This window comes from Micromonospora sp. RP3T (assembly GCF_003027925.1).
In the GTDB taxonomy this organism is placed as follows: domain Bacteria; phylum Actinomycetota; class Actinomycetes; order Mycobacteriales; family Micromonosporaceae; genus Micromonospora.
On sequence record NZ_PYPS01000032.1, the window covers coordinates 1 to 17,253 of the forward strand.

Here is a 17,253-nt window from a genome sequence, read left to right on the forward strand (position 1 = left end):
GCGCCGCCGCGCCGCCCCGGCCGACGCGGCGCGCTCGTCGGCGCGGCGGGCGCGGTACTGGTGGCGGTGACCGCCCTCGGCGCGCTGCTGGCCGCCGCCCGGGAGGCGGACGCACCGGCCACCCGGATCGACTCCACCCGCCCGGCGGTCGCGCCGAGCAACTCGGTCGCGGACACCGCGGTCACCGAGGGGCCGTCGGCCAACGACGACGACGACTACACCTACCGTCCGGTCGGCCCGAACGAGCGGCCCTCGGCCTCGGCCTCGGTGACGCCGAGCGCCTCGCCCAGCGCGTCGGCCGAGCCGAGCCCGTCGCGCGTGCCGTCGACGGCGCCGACCGCGCCGAGCACCGCGCCGACCACCAGCGCGCCCCCGGTCGAGACCACCGCGCCGACCGAGACCACCACCACGACGACCGCCCCGGCCGGTGGCGACGGCGGCGGTGACGCGGGCGGTCAGCCGGTCGCCCGCCCCTGATCCACCGCCGTTCCGGCGAGCCGGTCCCGCCGCTGACGGCCGACCGGCTCGCCGGGTGCCGGGTCAGTCCGCGCCGAGCGCCGCCACCACCGGCCGGGCCAGCGCGCGCCGCGCCGGCAGGACGGAGGCGAGCAGCGCGGCCAGCACCGCCACCGCGACGATCAGCCCGAGCCGCCCCCACGGCAGCACCACGGTGAAGTCGCCACCGACGCGGGCCACCACCGCCATCGCGCCCGCCGCGACGGCGATGCCCAGGGCGATGCCGAGCACGGTGCCGACCAGCGCGGTGAGCACCGCCTCGACCGCGAGCGCCGCCCGCACCCCGGCGCGGCTCAGGCCGACCGCGCGCAGCACGGCGGTCTCCCGGGTCCGCTCCACCACCGACAGGCTCAGCGTGTTGGCGACCCCCACCAGCGAGATGACCACCGCCAGGCCGAGCAGCACCGTGACGAAGCCCAGCACCAGGTCGACGGTGCCGGTGAGCATCCGCTTGTAGGCCGCCTGGTCCAGCACGTTGACCGTCGGGTAGCGGGTGACCACCGACTCGACGGCGGACCGGGCGACGTCCGGGCTCACCCCGTCCGCCGGGTCGACCTCGGCCAGGTAGCCGCGCTCGGCGGGGAACAGGCGGCCGAAGTCGGCGTCCACCAGCTCCACCACGTGCCCCGTCGGCACCCGGGCGCCGGCCGACGCCGGCCGGTCGTCCGCCACCACGGCGGCGACCCGGAACGGCCGGCCGGCGACGCTGACCGTCGCGCCGACCGTCCAGCCCCGGGCGGCGGCCAGCTCGCGGTGCACCAGCACCGAGCCCGGCCCGAACGCGCCCGGGTCGCCGGCGTCCACGGCGGACAGCGTCCGGCGGACCAGCGCCGGGTGCGCGGCCCGCACCTCGACGCCGTCGCTCACCCGGCTGCGCTGCTCGTGCACCACACCCAGCTCCGGCCGGGCGGCCAGCTCGTCGACGAGCCGGGCCGGCAGCTCCCCACCGATGCCGGTGACCAGGAAGTCCACCCCGACGCGAGCGTCCACCGCGCGTTCGATGCCGGCCTTGACGCTGCCGGCGCCGACCACGAACGACGAGACCAGCCCGATCCCGATCACCAGGGCCGTGGCGGTGGCCGCGACCCGACGCGGGTTGCGTACCGCGTTCGCCACGGCCAGCGTCGCCGGGGCGCCGAACAGCGCGCCCAGCGGCGCGCCCAGCACCCGGACCAGCGCCGGCACCAGGACCGGACCGAACGCCACGATGCCGCCGAAGGCCAGCAGTCCACCGGCCGCCACCAGCGGCACCTGCCCGGTGGTCCCGGCGCCGAGCAGCGCCGCGACACCGGCGGCGAGGACCAGCGCCCCGACCGCGAGGCGGACCCGACCGGCCGGGCGGGCCGGCCGGGTCGCCGCGTCGGTCAACGCGGCCACCGGCGCGACCCGGGTGCCCTGCCAGGCCGGAAGCGCCGCGGCCAGCACGGTGAGCAGCACGCCCGACCCGAGCGAGAGCAGCACCGTACGGGCCGTCACGGTGATCCCGTCGGCCACCGGCGCGCCGGTGCCGCCCAGCAACGCGCCCAGCCCGGCGGAGAGCGCCGTGCCGGCCAGCACGCCGAGCACGGAGGCGAGCAGCCCGGTCAGCGCCGCCTCGGCCAGCGTGGCCCGGTAGATCTGCCCCCGGGTCGCGCCGACCAGCCGGAGCAACGCGGTGCGCCGGGAGCGTTGGGCGAGCACGATGGCGAAGGTGTTGGCGATCACGAAGCCGGCCACCACCACCGCCACCGCCGCGAACGTGCCCAGCAGCAGCTCGAACTGCCGCAGGTCGCGCACCGCGTCGGCGACCGCCGCGTCGAGCACCGCCGCGCGGTCCCGGACCGGCACGCCCGGCCCCACCACCGCCCGGACCCGGTCGGCCAGCGCCGCCGGGTCAACCCCGGGCCGGGCGGCCACCATGATCCGCCCGTATCCGCGCCCGTCGCCGACCGCGAGGGCGTCCGCGCCGGTCAGGCCGATGAACGGGCCGCCGACGTCGCGGTTGGTGCCGGCCACGTCGACGGCGCCGACAAGCGTGTACGGCCGGGCCGCGCCGCCCGCGCCGCCGACGGAGACCGGGGCGCCGAGCACGAACCGTTGCCGGGCGACGGTCCGCTCGTCGAGCACCAGCTCGCCCGCGCGTCGCGGCAGCCGCCCGGCGACCACGTCGTACGACTGGAGGGCCGGTTCGGTGGGGATCGCGGCGAGGACCGCGTACCCGAGCACGGGCCGGCCGTCCGCGCCGACCACGCCGGCGGTGCCGGTCAGCTCCCCCGCGGCGGCGGCCACCCCGTCGACCGCGCGGACCCGGTCGACCAGGGCCGGTGACAGCGGCCGGGAGCCGGCGTACGCGGCCAGGTCGGTGTGCCTGTCGAACGCGCCGGCCCGCTCGTACGCGCCGGCCCGCATGCCGTCGGTGAGCATGAGCGTGCCGGCGACGAACGCGACGCCGAGCACGACGGCCAACGAGGAGAGCAGCAGGCGCAGGCCCTCGGCGCGGACCTGGCGCAGGGTCAGGCGCAGCATCCCGCTCACCGCCCCACCGGGGTCACGGTCGGGTCGAGCCGGCTGAGCGCGTCGCGGACCTGGCCGGTGGTCGGTCGGTGCAGTTCGTCGACGAGCCGGCCGTCGGCCAGGAAGACCACCCGGTCGGCGTACGCCGCGGCGGCCGGGTCGTGGGTGACCATGACGACGGTCCGGCCGAGCGTGTCCACCGCCTCGCGCAGCAGTCGCAGCACCTCGGCGCCGGCGCGCGAGTCGAGGTTCCCGGTCGGCTCGTCGGCGAAGATCACCCAGGGGCGGGTGATCAGCGCCCGGGCCACCGCGACCCGCTGCTGCTGGCCGCCGCTGAGCTCGGCCGGCCGGTGACCGAGGCGGTCGGCCAGTCCGACCGCGGCCGCCACCTGTCGCAGCCAGGCCGGGTCGGGCCGTCGGCCGGCGATGGCCAGCGGCAGCACGACGTTCTCCTCGGCGGTCAGCGTGGGCAGCAGGTTGAACCGCTGGAAGACGAAGCCGATCCGGTCCCGGCGCAGCCGGGTGAGCCGACGGTCGTCGAGCCGGGACAGGTCCGCCTCGCCGATGCGGACCGTGCCGCTCGACGGCCGGTCCAGGCCGGCGAGGCAGTGCAGCAGCGTGGACTTGCCGGAGCCGGAGGGGCCCATCACGGCGGTGAACCGGGCGGCGGCCAGGTCGAGGTCGACGCCGTCCAGCGCGACGACGCGGGACTGCCCGACGCCGTACTCCTTGCGCAGGTCACGGGCGGCGAGCGCGACGCCTGTGGTCGGGGTTGCGGACAACGTGGTGCTCCTGTCGGACGCGGTCTGGTGACCCTTCCGACGCTATGGCCGGCACCCCGGCGGTGATCTCCACCGGCGCGCTCGACCCGCGTACGCCTCCGGTCGCGCGGCCCGGTCCCGCCGGTACGCCCCGAGGCGTACGCCGGGTCAACCGCCGGGCGTGACCAGCCCGCTCTCGTACGCCAGCACGACGGCCTGCACCCGGTCGCGGAGCTGGAGCTTGGCCAGGATGCGGCCCACGTGGGTCTTCACGGTCGCCTCCGCGACGTGCACCCGGGCGGCGATCTCGGCGTTGGACAGCCCTTGCGCCACGAGCAGCAGCACCTCCCGTTCCCGCTCGGTGAGCTGGGCCAGGCGCGGGTCCTCGGTCGGGGCCGCGCCGAGCTGCCCGGCGAACCGGTCGAGCAGCCGCCGGGTGATCGACGGCGCGACCACCGAGTCGCCCTCGGCGACCACCCGGATCGCGGCCAGCAGCTCCTCCGGGGGCACGTTCTTGAGCAGGAAGCCACTCGCCCCGGCGCGCAGCGCGGCGAACGCGTCCGCCTCGGTGTCGAACGTGGTGAGCGCCAGCACGCGCGGCCGGCGCCCGGCCGACCGGGCGCAGATGCGTCGGGTCGCCTCCACCCCGTCCATGGTGGGCATGCGCAGGTCCATCACCACCACGTCGACCTCGACCCGGTCCAGCACCCGCAGCGCGTCCGCGCCGTCGATGGCCTCGCCGACCACCGCCAGGTCCGGTTGCGAGTCGAGCACCATCCGGAAGCCGGCGCGCACCAGCGCCTGGTCGTCGACGATCATCACCCGCACGGTCATGCCGCCGCGCTCCCTTCCTCGGTGCCGGTCGCCGCGGGCAGCGGCAGCCGGGCCTCCACCCGCCATCCGCCGGCCAGCGTGGGGCCGGCGGCGAGGCTGCCGTCGTACACCCCGACCCGTTCCCGCATGCCGACCAGGCCGTGCCCGCCGGACGGCGCCGGCCGGACCACCGGGCGACCGCGCCCGTCGTCGACGGCCCGGACCGCGACGGCGTCGGCGGCCCAGTCGAGCGTCAGCTCGACCGACGCGCCCACGCCGGCGTGCTTGAGCGCGTTGGTCAGGCTCTCCTGCACCACCCGGTAGACGGTCAGCTCCAGGCCGGGCGGCAACGCCACCGGCGAGCCGGCGCCGCCGCAGTCGATCCGCAGCCCGGCGGCGCGGAACCGGTCGAGCAACGCGGGCAGCTCGACCAGCGCGGGACGCCGGTGCGCCGGCTCGTCGGCCATCGCGGCCGGCTCCGGCCGGCTGGGTTCCCGGAGTACGCCGACCAGCCGCCGCATCTCCTCCAGCGCCTGCCGGCCGGTGTCCGCCACCACCTTGGCCGCCTCGCGGGCGGTCGCCGGGTCCCGGTCCAGCGTGAACCGCACGCCGTCCGCCTGCACGATCATGACGGCCATGCTGTGCGCGACCACGTCGTGCAGCTCGCGGGCGATCCGGGTGCGTTCCTCGGCCACCGCGGCCCGTGACTCGGCCTCCCGCTCGCGTTCGGCCGTCGCGGCGCGCTCCTCCAGGCTGAGCACGTAGAGCCGCCGGGTGCGGACGTTCAGCCCGACCAGCCAGACCGCGCCGGTGACCAGGCCGTAGTAGAGCGCGCCCGCCCACCAGGGCGACGGCCCGGGCCAGGAGAGCGCGGAGAGCAGCACGCCGATCGCGGCGCCGATCCCGGCCAGGATGCCGTCGCGGGACCGGTCGGCGTACTTGACCACGCTGTAGAGCGCGATCAGCACGCCGATGTCGTAGCCCAGCGGCCCCCAGCCGACGATCACCTGGGCCAGCGCGAGCGCGGCCACCACGACGGCGACCGCGGACGGGTGGGTGCGCCGGAAGAACAGGGCCGCCGCCATCGCCACGCCCACCGCGAACGCCGGCAGGCCGCCCTGCTCGGCCAGCAGACCGAGTACGGCGAACACGGCGACCAGCCCGGAGACGGCGGCGTCGAACGCGACGCCGCGCACCGGGCGGCCGAGGATCAGGCGGTCCACGGTCACCCAGCGTACGGGGCGGGCCGGGCGTGCCGCCGGGGCCCGGTCAGCGGGTGAGGAGGGCCCGCATGCGGGTGATCTCGGCGGACTGCTCGACGGCCACCGCGTTGGCGAACTCCTGCATGGCCTGGTCGGCACCGACCGTGAGCAGGTCGGTGGACATCACCACCGCGCCCTGGTGGTGGGCGGTCATCATCTGCACGAAGAGGCGGTCGAACGCCGCGCCCCGGGCCGCGGCGAGCTGCCGCACCGCCTCGGCGGACTGCATCCCGCGCATGGTGGCGTGATCGTGCCCGGTGACCTCGGCAGGCAGGTCGCGGGTGCTGAGCCAGGCCCGCAGCACGCCGACCTCCGGCCCCTGGGCGGCCCGGATCCGGTCGGCGACGGCGCGGATCCGGGGGTCGGCGGCCCGGTCGGGGGCGAGCGTCGCCATCTCCAGCGCCTGCTCGTGGTGCGGGATCATCATCCGGACGTACCAGACGTCGAGGCTGTTGAAGCGCGGCGCCGCGTTGCGGACCTGCCCGCCGTCGTGGGTGGCGGCCGGCTCCCCGGGGCGTCCCGGCACCAGCACCGGCGGCGCCGAGCCGGTCGGGGCCGGCGTGGTCGTGGCGGCCGGGCCGAGCCGGGCCGCCACCGGACGGGTGTCGCCACGCCCGGCCAGCGCCAGGCCACCGAGCACCAGGAGCGCCACCAGCGCTGTGACGGGAAGCCACACGCGTGCCTGCCGGCCGGTCATACGAGCCTCCCTCCGGTCGAGGTGACAGCGATCCTATCCAGAGCGGAAAGTTCCTCGATGTGACCGGCATCACATTGATGACGGTCACCGATCGGTAAGGTGTGGCGAATCATCATCCCCCTTTCGAAGGGTGTTGCCGATGATCAACATCCGCATGTCCCGTACCCGGACCGTCAGCCTCATCGCCGCCGGCCTGCTGCTCGCCGGCGTGGTCGCCGCACCGCCGAGCAGCGCCCAGGAGGTGCCCCGCGCCCAGGCCGCGCCGACCACCGTGGACGCCACCGTCCCCGGGGTCGACGAGATCTCCGCCAGCCCCAACCTGCGACAGGTGGCCAACCTGCCGAAACAGGCCCCGTTCGACACCACGGCCGCCCTGGGCACCGACATCGCCTTCCAGGGCCGGTACGCGTTCGTCGGCAACTACGACGGCTTCGTCATCTACGACGTGTCGCGGCCGAGCCGGCCGTCGATCGTGGCGCAGGTGCTCTGCCCCGGCTCGCAGAACGACATCTCGGTCAGCGGCGACCTGCTGTTCCTGTCCACCGACTCGTCCCGCAGCGACGACTCGTGCGCCAGCACCGCCCAGCCCGCCTCCGTCAAGGAGTCCTGGGAGGGCATCAAGATCTTCGACATCCGCGACAAGCGCAACCCGCGCTACATCAAGTCGGTGGAGACCGCGTGCGGCTCGCACACCCACACGCTGGTGCCGGGCAAGAACCGGCGCGACGTCTACCTGTACGTCTCGTCGTACAGCCCGCGGGCCGAGTTCCCGGACTGCCAGCCGCCGCACGACTCCATCTCCATCGTCAAGGTGCCGGTGAAGAACCCCACCTCGGCCTCGGTGGTGGCCACGCCGAACCTCTTCCCGGACGGCGGCTACCCGGGCATCCCGGGTGAGAAGTCCGCCACCACCGGATGTCACGACATCACCGCGTACCCGTCCAAGGACCTGGCCGCCGGCGCCTGCATGGGCGACGGCATCCTGCTGGACATCTCCGACCGGGAAGCGCCGCGGGTGATCGAACGGGTCACCGACACCGAGAACTTCGCGTTCTGGCACTCGGCCACGTTCAACAACGCCGGCACCAAGGTCGTCTTCACCGACGAGCTGGGCGGCGGCGGCGCGGCCACCTGCAACGAGGTGGTCGGGCCGAACCGCGGCGCGGACGCCATCTACGACATCACCGGTCGCGGCGACGCCCGCAAGCTGGCGTTCCGCAGCTACTACAAGATCCCCCGCGTCAACGCGGACACCGAGAACTGCGTGGCGCACAACGGCTCGCTGATCCCGGTGCCCGGCCGCGACATCATGGTCCAGGCGTGGTATCAGGGCGGAATCTCGGTGTGGGACTTCACCGACTCCCGCACGCCCACGGAGATCGCCTACTGGGAGCGCGGCCCGCTGGACGCCACCCAGCTGCGCACCGGCGGCTCCTGGTCGGCCTACTGGTACAACGGCCACATCTACTCCAGCGACATCCAGAAGGGACTGGACGTGCTGGAGCTGCGCGACCCGCGCACCTGGCTGGCGCAGTTCCTGCTGGTGCCCGAGTTGAACGCGCAGACCCAGTCGGGTTACCTGAGCTGGTGACCCACCCCCACCCCGAACGCCGCCGTTTCACGGAAAGAGTGCCCATTCGCGAGCCGGAAGCCACTCTTTCCGTGAAACAGCGCGCTCCAGGGGTGCGAGCGCGGCGGACCGCCGTGCCGACGGAGGCGCAGATCCGGGCGTTGCACGAGCGGCACGCGCCGACGGAGGCGGCGTTCCACCTCGTCTGGACGCACTGCCGCATCGTGTGCGAGGTGGCGGAACAACTGCTGGAGCGACACGGCGCGGGCCTGGACGTCGCCCTGGTGCGGGCCGGCAGCCTGCTGCACGACATCGGCGTCTACCGCCTGCACGACGCCGCCGGCCGGTCCGACCGGGCGAACTACGTCCGGCACGGCGTGCTGGGCCACGCGCTGCTGCTTGAGGCGGGCCTGCCCGAGACGCTCGGCCGCTTCTGTTCCCGGCACACCGGGGTGGGCCTGACCCGCGAGGACGTGCTCCGGCAGCGGCTCCCGCTCCCGGTCGCGGACTGGAGCCCGGGCACCGACGAGGAGGTGCTGGTGATGTACGCGGACAAGTTCCACAGCAAGACGACGCCGCCGACGTTCGTCTCCGCCGCCTCGTACTCGGCGGCCGTGCGGCGCTTCGGCGCGGACAAGGTCGCCCGGTTCGCGGCGCTCGTCGAACGGTTCGGCGAGCCGGACCTGGAACCGCTCGCCCGCCGCCACGGGCACCCGGTCGGCTAGCCCATCGGCAACCGGTAGTCGCGGGCACCGCCGCCGGCGGTCACCAGCCGTACCTCGCCGCTGCGCAGCCCGTACGTCACCGACCAGCGGGTGTGCGACTGGCGGACCGCGTCGAGCAGGCGCAGCGCGCCGGCGGCGTCGACCGTCCCGCCGGCCCGGTCCAGCTCCCGGGCCAGCACGCCGTACCGGTGGTCCTGGCGCAGCTCCCGGTCCGGCACGCCGACGGCGGGCACGTTGGTCAGCGCCTGCCAAGGGCCCCGACGCTTGTCGACGCGCAGTCTCCCGTCGACGAACTCCACCACGGCGGACGCCCCGGTGGCGTCCGCGAGCAGGTAGTGCAGCGGCGGGCCGCCGTCGAAGTCCAGGTTGTACCGCTCGAACACGGCCACCGCCTCGTCCACCGTGGCCGCCGCGTCGAGCACCAGGCGCAGGATGCGCACCGAGCCGACGGTGGGCCGCCCGGCCACCGGTTCGGCCCGCGCGCCGTCGTCGGCGGCGAGCCCCACGGCGAGACCGCGCTCGTTCATCCCGTCGAACGGCAGCAGCGGCGCGTCGAGCAGCCGCCGGTCACCGGCCGGGTCGGCGGGGACCCCCAGGTAGGAGATGTCCACCAGCGAGATCGAGGCGTACCCGTCGGGCGGGTCGGTGCGCAGCACCAGCGCCGGGTTCGGCTGCCAGTCGAAGTTGCGGGCGAACAGCGGCCGGTCCCGGTCGGCGAGCGCGGCGAACAGCGAGCAGCCGAACGGGCTCGGCGGCGTGCTGTCGGCCACCCCGGCGGTCGGGTCGTAGTCGCCGACGTAGGTCATCTCGTACAGCGGCAGGTCGTCGACCTTGCGCAGGCTGGCCAGCGTGCGCTCGGCCTGGCCCGGGTCCTGCCGGGACGCGGTCGGCGTGCCGACGCCGGTCGGGCCGGCCGACGGGCGGCTCCCCCCGCAGCCGGTGCCGAGCAGCAGCAGTGCGAGACCGGTGGCGACGAGAGTCCTCCGCATGCCCGCGACGCTAGAAGAGACGACGCACGATGTCCATCGAGGAACCGGCGCGAACCGATGGTCAAGGGGTGCGACGCGGGTTGACCAGCCGGCGCACCATCGGCGCGGCGTTCCACCGGGCCGCCCCGACCAGGTCCCGGGCGTGTTCCAGCACGGTGTAGTCGGGCCGGGCCACGCCGTCGGCGATGGCCCGGTCGAGGTCGTTGCCGCACCGGGTGAGCACGCTGTCGAAGTCGCGCCGGACCGGCTCCAGCAGGTGGTAGCCGAAGGAGCGGTGCAGCCGGGCGAAGAGCGGCTTGTAGAGCCGGGCCCGCTCGTGCAGCCCGGACGAGTAGGACATCGGGTTCTTCGGCCGGCGTCGGACGTAGTCGGGCAGCAGGTCGGCGAAGGCCCGCCGGACGATCCACTTCTCCTGCCCGTCCCGCAGCTTGAGGTCCAGCGGCAGCCGCATGGCCAGCTCGACGACGCTGAGGTCGAGGAACGGCACCCGGGCCTCCACGCCGTGCCCCATGCTGGCGCGGTCCACCCGCTGCAACTCGGTCCGGCACAGGTTGCGGATCTTGTGCAGGAAGAGCCGGCGGGACCGCTCCGGCCCGACCTGGTGGTACATGGGATAGCCGCCGAACAGCTCGTCCGAGCCGTCGCCGGTGAGCACCACCTTCACGCCCAGCTCGCGCAGGCGCCGGAAGATCGGCACCGAGACCACCGCGTTGATGATGTCGCCGTACTCGGTCAGCTCCGAGATCCGGATGGCCTCGCGCACGTCGGCGCGGCGGATGTCGCGCGGACGCAGCTCGATCACCTCGTGCGGCACGCCGAGGTCGGCGGCGAGCCGCCGCGCGTACGCCACGTCGGGGCTGTCCGGGGCACCGACGGTCACCGCCACGCAGTCCGGATGCAGCTCCCGGGCGTGCAGCAACGCCAGCGAGCTGTCCAGGCCGCCGGAGAGCACCACACCCACGGTGAGGTCGGTGTCCAACCGGATCCGCATGGCGTCGGTGAGCGCGACGCGGACGAGCAGGGCGGCCTCGTCCGGGTCGTCGATCACCGGCAGTCCGGCGCCGAGCGTGAGCAGGTCCACGTGCGGGCGCAGCCGGACCGGATCGTCCGGCCCGGCCCAGCCGTGGTGCCCCGGCGGCACCTCGTTGATCGGTGCGCCGTGCCCGACCAGCGCCTTCACCTCGGAGGCGAGGTGCAGGCAACCCGGGCCGCGGGACCAGTAGAGCGGCTTCACCCCGAGCGGGTCCCGGGCCAGGTACGCCCGACCGCCGGCGCGTTCGGCCACCACGAAGGCGTACTCGCCGCGCAGCCGGCGCACCGCGCCCTCGCCCCACTGGCGGAACGCGGCGAGCACCACCTCGGTGTCGCCGGCGGTGCGGAAGACGTGGCCGAGCCGGGTCAGCTCGGCGCGCAGCTCGTGGTGGTTGAAGACCTCGCCGTTGAAGCAGAGCAGGTGCCGCTCGTCGGGTGAGACCCAGGGCTGCACGGACCGGTCCCGGTCCACGATCCGCAACCGGCGTACGCCGGCCAGCAGGCCGTTCTCCTGCCGGGTCTCGGTGACCTCGCCGCGCGGGGCCAGCGCGGCCAGCATCCGCCGGAAGGTGGCCGGGTCGGCCTCCGGGCCGATGCTCAGCGCGATCCCGCACATCGGGTCAGCACCCCATCTCGGCCTCGTACGCCCGCCGGTACCGCCGACGGGCCGAGGGCGCGAGGCAGAGGTGCCAGGCCTGTCCCTCGTCGACCACGTTGATCTCGCCGGCCTCCTGCCGGCCCAGCAGCAACCCGGCCAGGGCGGTACGCGCGCCGAACCGCTCGTACCAGTCCAGTTCGACGTCGGCCGCCCAGCCCAGGCAGTGCCCGCTGGGCACCATGGCGGCGTACCCCAGCCGGCGCAGCCGGTACTGGTGCTCGGCGCTGCGGGCCAGGCTGGTCACCCAGAGCGGCGGTGTGCCGGCGCGGGTGACCGTGGCGAACTCCCGGGCCAGGTCGTTGAGGAGGGCGATCATCTCGCGACGGGCCCGGCGGAACAGCAGACCCGCGGTACGCGGGCTGGCACCCGGGCGGACCCGGCGCCGGACCGCGTGCAGCCCGCGTCCCAGCACCGTGGTGGGCTGCTCGCGGTAGCGGAACTCCAGCAGCCCGCGGCGGCGCAGCCACTCCAGGTCGACGAGTTCGGTGCTGGTGCGCACCTGGTCGTCGGTGCGGAAGGTCGGGCTGTCCCGCCACCACAGCACGTCGACGCGGGAGAGCAGGAAGATCCGGACCAGCGCGGTCAGGTCGTGCGCCGAGCTGCGCGCGTTGGGCTGGTAGCGCGCCATCTCCAGCAGCAGCGTCTCCCGCGCGCCGACCAGCCCCTGCGGGGTGGCGTCCAGGACCGCGGCGATGGCCGGCTCACGCAGCCGCTGGTCGAGCAGCACCTGCCGGGCGGTGGTCGAGGGCGCGTCCGCCAACGCGCCCACCTCGACCAGCAGGTCCGCCACCGCCGCCCGGTAGGCGGCCAGGTCGGGCTCGGCGGCGTGCCGGTCGACGGCCGGCAGCCGGCGGGCGGGAGCGGTGGACGCGGCGGTGGGGCCGGGCTGGCGACCGGGGCTACGGCTGGGCACTCGCATGGTCTCCGTCCCCTCTCGTCGGGACACGGTGCAACGGGGTCTGCACCTCACGTAACCACCCGGGACGGGAGCGCCGGGGGCAATGCGCCCACTCTCCTCCGAACGGTTCTTTACAACGTTGTATCCAACGCTGTACAAACGTGTGCACCGCAGTGACCTCCGTCTACTCCGAGGCAGGCCCGATGCGACACCTCCACCGCGGCGGCGTGCTCGCCGCCGTACTCACCCTGACGCTCGCCGGGGCGGTGCCCGCGCCCGCCGCCGGGCCCGACCGCTACCGCAACCCGGTCTCCGCCGGGTTCGCCGACACCTTCGCCGATCCGGTCGTGGTCCGTGGCGACGACGGCGTCTGGTACGCCTTCGGCACCTCCGACCCGCTGCGCGAGGGCGAGGGCCGGGCCCACCGGGTGCCCATCGCCCGCTCCACCGACCTGGTCGACTGGAGCTACGTGGGCGACGCGTTCAGCGCCGACCAGCGGCCCGCCTACGCCGCGCCCGGCTCCGCGTTCTGGGCGCCCGACGTGCGCCGGATCGGCGGGCGCTGGGTGATGTACCTGACCGTCACCGACACCACGGTCTCCGACGACACGTTCGACACCGCCGTCGGCGTGGCCACCGCGCCGAGCCCGGCCGGCCCCTGGACGTTCGTCGACACGCCGGTGGTCGCCCCGCGCCCCGGCGCCGGCGGCGGCTACCTGTGGACCATCGACCCGAGCCAGCTCACCGGCGCCGACGGCCGCTCCTACCTCTACTACGGCAGCTACTACGGCGGCATCTCGGTCACCGAGCTGACCCCCGACGGGCTGCGCGCGGTCGGCACGTCGACAGCGGTCGCGGTGGACAACAAGTTCGAGGGCGCCTACGCGCTGCGCCGCGACGGCTGGTACTACCTCTTCGCCTCCACCGCGAACTGCTGCGCCGGCCCGGCCACCGGCTACTCCGTCCAGGTCGGCCGCGCCCGTGACCCACGCGGCCCGTTCGTCGACCGCGAGGGCCAGCGCCTCGACGTCTCCTCAGCCGGCGGCACGCCGGTGCTGACCCAGAACGGCAACCGGTGGATCGGCACCGGTCACAACGCGGTGCTCACCGACCTGTCCGGGCAGGACTGGATCGCCTACCACGCGATCGACCGGGCCGACCCCTACCTGGACGAGCCGTTCGGCGTCAACGAGCGGCCGATGCTGCTGGACCGCCTCGACTGGATCGACGGATGGCCGACCGTGAACGCCGGCGCCGGCCCCTCCGACGGCGCCCGTCCCGCGCCGGTCACCAGCGGTCGCGTCGACGCCCGCTTCGACACCGCCGACCTGCGCGGCTGGCGGACCGGATCCGGCTCGTGGCGGGCCGCCGGCGGCGTGCTGACCGGCACCGGGACGCTCACCTCGCGTACCGGCCTCGGCGGCGACCTGCGGGTCGAGACCGACCTGCGGCTGACCGGCGCGACCACGGCCGGGCTGCGACTCGGCCCGGTGGACGTCCGGGTCGGCGGCGGCCGGCTGGCCGTCGGGACCGCCGGCGTGCCGCTGCCCGCCGGCACCGACCTGCGCAACCGGCACAACCTCGCCGTGGAGGTCCGCGGCCGGCAGCTCGTCGCCACGCTCAGCCCGTCCCGCCTCGGCGACCCGGTCGCCCGGGTGTCGGTGCGGCTCCCCCGGCCGGCGAACGGCCCACTGGCGCTGCGCGCCGAGGGCGGACCGGCCGAGTTCGACAACGTCAGCGCCGCCCGCCTGTACCGCCCGGCCCGGCACGAGGTCGCCCCGCCCCGGGTCGGCCCGGTGCTGCGCGACTGGTCCGACGAGTTCTCGGACGGCCTCGACCCGGCCTGGCGGTGGGTACGCCAGGACCCGGCCGCGACCGTGTCCGGCGGCGCGCTGCGTTGGCCGGTCCAGGACGCCGACCTCTCCGGCACCGCCAACACCGCCGGGGTGCTGCTGCGCGACGCGCCGGCCGGTGACTACGTCGCGGAGACCAGGGTGACGCTCGACCTGGGCGAGGAGACGGTCCGCAACTACCAGCAGGCCGGCCTCGTCGCGTACGTCGACGACGACCGGTTCGCCCGGCTGAGCCAGGTGGCCATCTGGAACACCCGGCAGGTCGAGTTCGGCTACGAGCTGCCCTTCGCCGGCCAGCCGGTCTACGGCGGCAGCATCGTCGGCACCCCGGGGACCACGACGTGGCTGCGGCTGGCCCACCACGTCGACCGGGTCACCGGCGAGCACGAGTTCCGCGCCGGCTCCAGCCGGGACGGGACGCACTGGACGTGGGGCGCGGTGTGGACCTTCCCGGCCGACACCACGCCGCGGATCGGCCTGGTCGCCCACGGCGGCGCCACGCCGGCGGTGACGGCGGAGTTCGACTACCTCCGCTTCCACCGCTGACCGCGTCCGGGGCCGCCCCACCGCCGGGGCGGCCCCGGCTCAGCCGCCGGGGCGCGGGCAGGTGGCGGTCAGCTCGGTGACGGTGCGGGTGTCGCCGTCGTAGCTGCGGGCGGCCACGAACTCCCCGCCCGGGCGGTCCGCGCCGGCGACCGCCCGGGCGCGGCGGCGGTCCGCCCCCCGGAAACGCAGCGCCAGGCTCAGGTGCGGCACCCAGCGCCCGGGCAGGTGCCACGGGTGCGGGCCGGACGCCTCGGTGAGCACGTCCCAGACCGCGCCGTGCAGCGCGACCAGCTGCGGCGTCGGACGGACCAGCCAGACCAGCGGCGCGCTGCCGTCGAGGACCGCCAGCCGGTCGAGCCGGACGGGCAGCGGCAACGCGGCGTCGCAGAGGTCGGCGAGGCGCTGCTCGGCGCCGGGCGGGAAATCGTCGACCGAGGCGAGCGTCAGGTGCGGCCGGTTGGTCGGGTGCGTGTTGCGGGCGAGGCTGGGCAGGCCGGCGGCGGCGAGCCGGCTCCAGGCTGCCCGCACCGCGGCGTCCAGCTCGGGTGAGCAGAGCAGTTCCACCGTCCGCACAGGATCAGGCTAGTCCCCGACGGACGGCGGGGACGTCCGGTATCCGGTCGCGGACCACCCGGGATCAGAGCCAGCCGGCTTCGCGGGCCCGCCGGACCGCCCCGGCCCGGTCGACGGCGCCGAGTTTCTGCACGCAGGCGCTCAGGTGGTTGCGGACGGTCCCGGCGGCCAGGTGGGTCCGGCGGGCGATCACCGCGACCGGGGTGCCCAGTTCCGCCAGTCGCAGCGTCTCCAGCTCGCGCGGGGTCAACGGGCACTCGGGCAACGTCAACGCGTCGGCGGCGAGCGCCGGGTCGACGTAGCGCGCGCCGGAGTGCACCCGGCGGATCACGTCGGCCAGCGCACCGCCGGGAGCGCCCTTGGCGAGGAACCCGCGCGCCCCGGCCGCCAGCGCCGGCCGGAGCTGGGCGGGCCGGCCGTGACCGGTGAGGATCACCGGGGCGCACCCGGGCAGCAGGCGGGTCAGTTCGGCGGCGACCGCCACGCCGTCGGGCGGCGGCATCTCCAGGTCCAGCACGGCGACGTCCGGGCGGTGGGCCAGTGCGGTGGCCAGGGCGGCCCGCCCGTCGGCGGCGTGCGCCACCACCTCGATGTCCGGTTCCAGGTCGAGCAGCGCGGCCAGCGCGAGCCGGATCAGCTCCTCGTCGTCGGCCAGCAGCACCCGGATCACGGCGTCACCGGCACGGTCGCCACCAGGCTGAACACGCCGTCCTCGGTGACGGCCCGGACGCGGCCACCGGAGGGGGCGAGCCGGTCGGCGAGGCCACGGAGGCCACCGCTGAAGACGTCCGGGCCGGGGCCACGGACGCCGTCGTTGCGTACGGTCAGCGTCACCAGCCCATCGTCCCGGGTGATCTCGATCCGGCACCAGCCGGCCCGGCTGTGCCGCAGCACGTTCGTGCCGGCCTCGCGCAGCACGGCGGCCAGGTCGGCGGCGACGGGGGCGGGCAGCGCACCGACCGGTGGCTCGACCGTGCAGCGCACCCCGCTGGAGCGCAGCACCTCCCCCACCGCCGCCGCCTGCTCGGCCAGGTCGACGGCGCGGTAGCCGTGCACGGCGGCGCGGACCCGGGTCAACGCCGACGCGGCGAGCCGACGCGCCTCGGCCGCCTCCCGGCCGGCGCGGGCGCCGTCCACCGACGCCAGCCGCTCGGCCAGCTCGGCCTTCAGCGCGATCACGGTGAGATCGTGGCCGAGCAGGTCGTGCACGTCGCGGGCGAACCGCAGCCGCTCCTCGGTGGCGGCGAGCCGCGCCCCGGCCGCCTGCCCCTGCCGGGCCTCGACCAGCAGGTCCCAGAACCACACCTGGACCCAGGCGAGCAGCGCGATCCCGGCGCCCACCCCGCCGGTGACCAGCAGCGCCGTGGGCAGCGGTCCATCGGTCGCCACGGTGACCCCGGCCGCGGCGGTGAGCACCCCGGCCGCCGCGGCCACCGCCACGGCCGGCCGGAACAGCAACGGCGTCATGCCGACCAGCGACGCCCCCAACCACGCCCAGGTCGGCCAGGCGCCGGCCGCCACCGGGCCGACCAGGGGCAGGCTGAGCAGCGCGGCCACCGCCAGCGCGAGGTGCCGGCGGCGCCGGGCCGGGGCGGCGAGCCAGGGCGTGACCGCCGCGTGCAGCACCGCGCCCTGGGCCACCGCGAAACCGAGCAACCCCACCACGCCGAGCACCGCCCGCACCGGGTCCGGCTCGCGGAGCAGGCCGACCGCGGGCAGCAGCACCGTGGTCCACCCGTTCGTGCCCAGTGAGATCAGGGTGACGCGCCGGGCCCGGCGCAGCCGGTGGTCCGCCGGATCGACAGTCATGCCCCCCGATCCTAGGGGTGGCACCGCGGATCCGGGCCAGCCCGGTGCCGCAGAAAGA

The 17,253-nt window shown here is 75.7% G+C and carries 14 protein-coding genes and 1 pseudogene; 4 read left to right on the forward strand and 11 right to left on the reverse strand.

Features of this window, described 5'->3' with window-relative positions:
• Nucleotides 1-477 (forward strand): annotated as a pseudogene (locus C8054_RS32100) (serine/threonine protein kinase); the annotation flags it as partial.
• A 63-nt stretch (nt 478-540) separates the two neighbouring features.
• Here the strand turns inward: C8054_RS32100 and C8054_RS23405 are convergent.
• The 5 genes from C8054_RS23405 to C8054_RS23425 form a co-directional block, all read right to left on the reverse strand.
• Entirely contained in the window at nt 541-3,021 is a 2,481-nt protein-coding gene (locus C8054_RS23405) for an ABC transporter permease (RefSeq protein WP_107160200.1), read from the reverse strand.
• A gap of 5 nt (nt 3,022-3,026) precedes the next feature.
• Nucleotides 3,027-3,791, reverse strand: coding sequence for an ABC transporter ATP-binding protein (locus C8054_RS23410; RefSeq protein WP_107160202.1), 765 nt, complete (start codon nt 3,789-3,791; stop codon nt 3,027-3,029).
• Between the two features lie 147 nt (nt 3,792-3,938).
• A complete protein-coding gene (locus C8054_RS23415) occupies nt 3,939-4,604 on the reverse strand; it encodes a response regulator transcription factor (RefSeq protein WP_107160204.1) in 666 nt (221 codons plus the stop codon).
• The gene (locus tag C8054_RS23420) at nt 4,601-5,812 is read right to left on the reverse strand and encodes a sensor histidine kinase (protein WP_107160206.1); all 1,212 of its coding nucleotides are present in this window, start codon (nt 5,810-5,812) and stop codon (nt 4,601-4,603) included. Before C8054_RS23420 ends, C8054_RS23415 begins: the two co-directional genes overlap by 4 nt.
• A gap of 40 nt (nt 5,813-5,852) precedes the next feature.
• Entirely contained in the window at nt 5,853-6,542 is a 690-nt protein-coding gene (locus C8054_RS23425; RefSeq protein WP_107160208.1) for a DUF305 domain-containing protein, read from the reverse strand.
• 139 nt (nt 6,543-6,681) lie between these two features.
• Here C8054_RS23425 and C8054_RS23430 point away from each other — a divergent pair, with 139 nt between their 5' ends.
• Nucleotides 6,682-8,133, forward strand: a complete 1,452-nt coding sequence (locus tag C8054_RS23430) for an LVIVD repeat-containing protein (protein WP_107160210.1) — start codon at nt 6,682-6,684, stop codon at nt 8,131-8,133.
• 92 nt (nt 8,134-8,225) lie between these two features.
• On the forward strand, nt 8,226-8,837 hold the full coding sequence (locus C8054_RS23435) for an HDIG domain-containing metalloprotein (protein ID WP_107160213.1): 612 nt from the start codon (nt 8,226-8,228) through the stop codon (nt 8,835-8,837).
• Here the strand turns inward: C8054_RS23435 and C8054_RS23440 are convergent.
• The 3 genes from C8054_RS23440 to C8054_RS23450 all read right to left on the reverse strand — a co-directional run bounded on the left by C8054_RS23440 (nt 8,834) and on the right by C8054_RS23450 (nt 12,435).
• Nucleotides 8,834-9,826, reverse strand: coding sequence for a linear amide C-N hydrolase (locus tag C8054_RS23440; protein ID WP_107160215.1), 993 nt, complete (start codon nt 9,824-9,826; stop codon nt 8,834-8,836). The two genes, C8054_RS23435 and C8054_RS23440, sit on opposite strands and share 4 nt — an antisense overlap.
• Nucleotides 9,827-9,887: 61 nt before the next feature.
• On the reverse strand, nt 9,888-11,474 hold the full coding sequence (locus C8054_RS23445) for an asparagine synthetase B (RefSeq protein WP_107160217.1): 1,587 nt from the start codon (nt 11,472-11,474) through the stop codon (nt 9,888-9,890).
• A gap of 4 nt (nt 11,475-11,478) precedes the next feature.
• Nucleotides 11,479-12,435 (reverse strand): hypothetical protein, encoded by a 957-nt coding sequence (locus C8054_RS23450; RefSeq protein WP_107160219.1) that lies wholly within the window; start codon nt 12,433-12,435, stop codon nt 11,479-11,481.
• Nucleotides 12,436-12,617: 182 nt separating this feature from the next.
• Between C8054_RS23450 and C8054_RS23455 the strand changes: the two genes are divergently transcribed.
• On the forward strand, nt 12,618-14,813 hold the full coding sequence (locus tag C8054_RS23455; protein WP_107160369.1) for a family 43 glycosylhydrolase: 2,196 nt from the start codon (nt 12,618-12,620) through the stop codon (nt 14,811-14,813).
• A gap of 39 nt (nt 14,814-14,852) precedes the next feature.
• Here the strand turns inward: C8054_RS23455 and C8054_RS23460 are convergent, their stop codons facing one another.
• The 3 genes from C8054_RS23460 to C8054_RS23470 all read right to left on the reverse strand — a co-directional run bounded on the left by C8054_RS23460 (nt 14,853) and on the right by C8054_RS23470 (nt 17,195).
• The gene (locus tag C8054_RS23460; RefSeq protein WP_107160221.1) at nt 14,853-15,386 is read right to left on the reverse strand and encodes a 2'-5' RNA ligase family protein; all 534 of its coding nucleotides are present in this window, start codon (nt 15,384-15,386) and stop codon (nt 14,853-14,855) included.
• A 64-nt stretch (nt 15,387-15,450) separates the two neighbouring features.
• The gene (locus C8054_RS23465; protein ID WP_107160223.1) at nt 15,451-16,056 is read right to left on the reverse strand and encodes a response regulator transcription factor; all 606 of its coding nucleotides are present in this window, start codon (nt 16,054-16,056) and stop codon (nt 15,451-15,453) included.
• Entirely contained in the window at nt 16,053-17,195 is a 1,143-nt protein-coding gene (locus C8054_RS23470) for a sensor histidine kinase (protein WP_107160225.1), read from the reverse strand. The genes C8054_RS23465 and C8054_RS23470 overlap by 4 nt, the downstream gene beginning before the upstream one ends.
• Between the last annotated feature and the right edge of the window lie 58 nt (nt 17,196-17,253).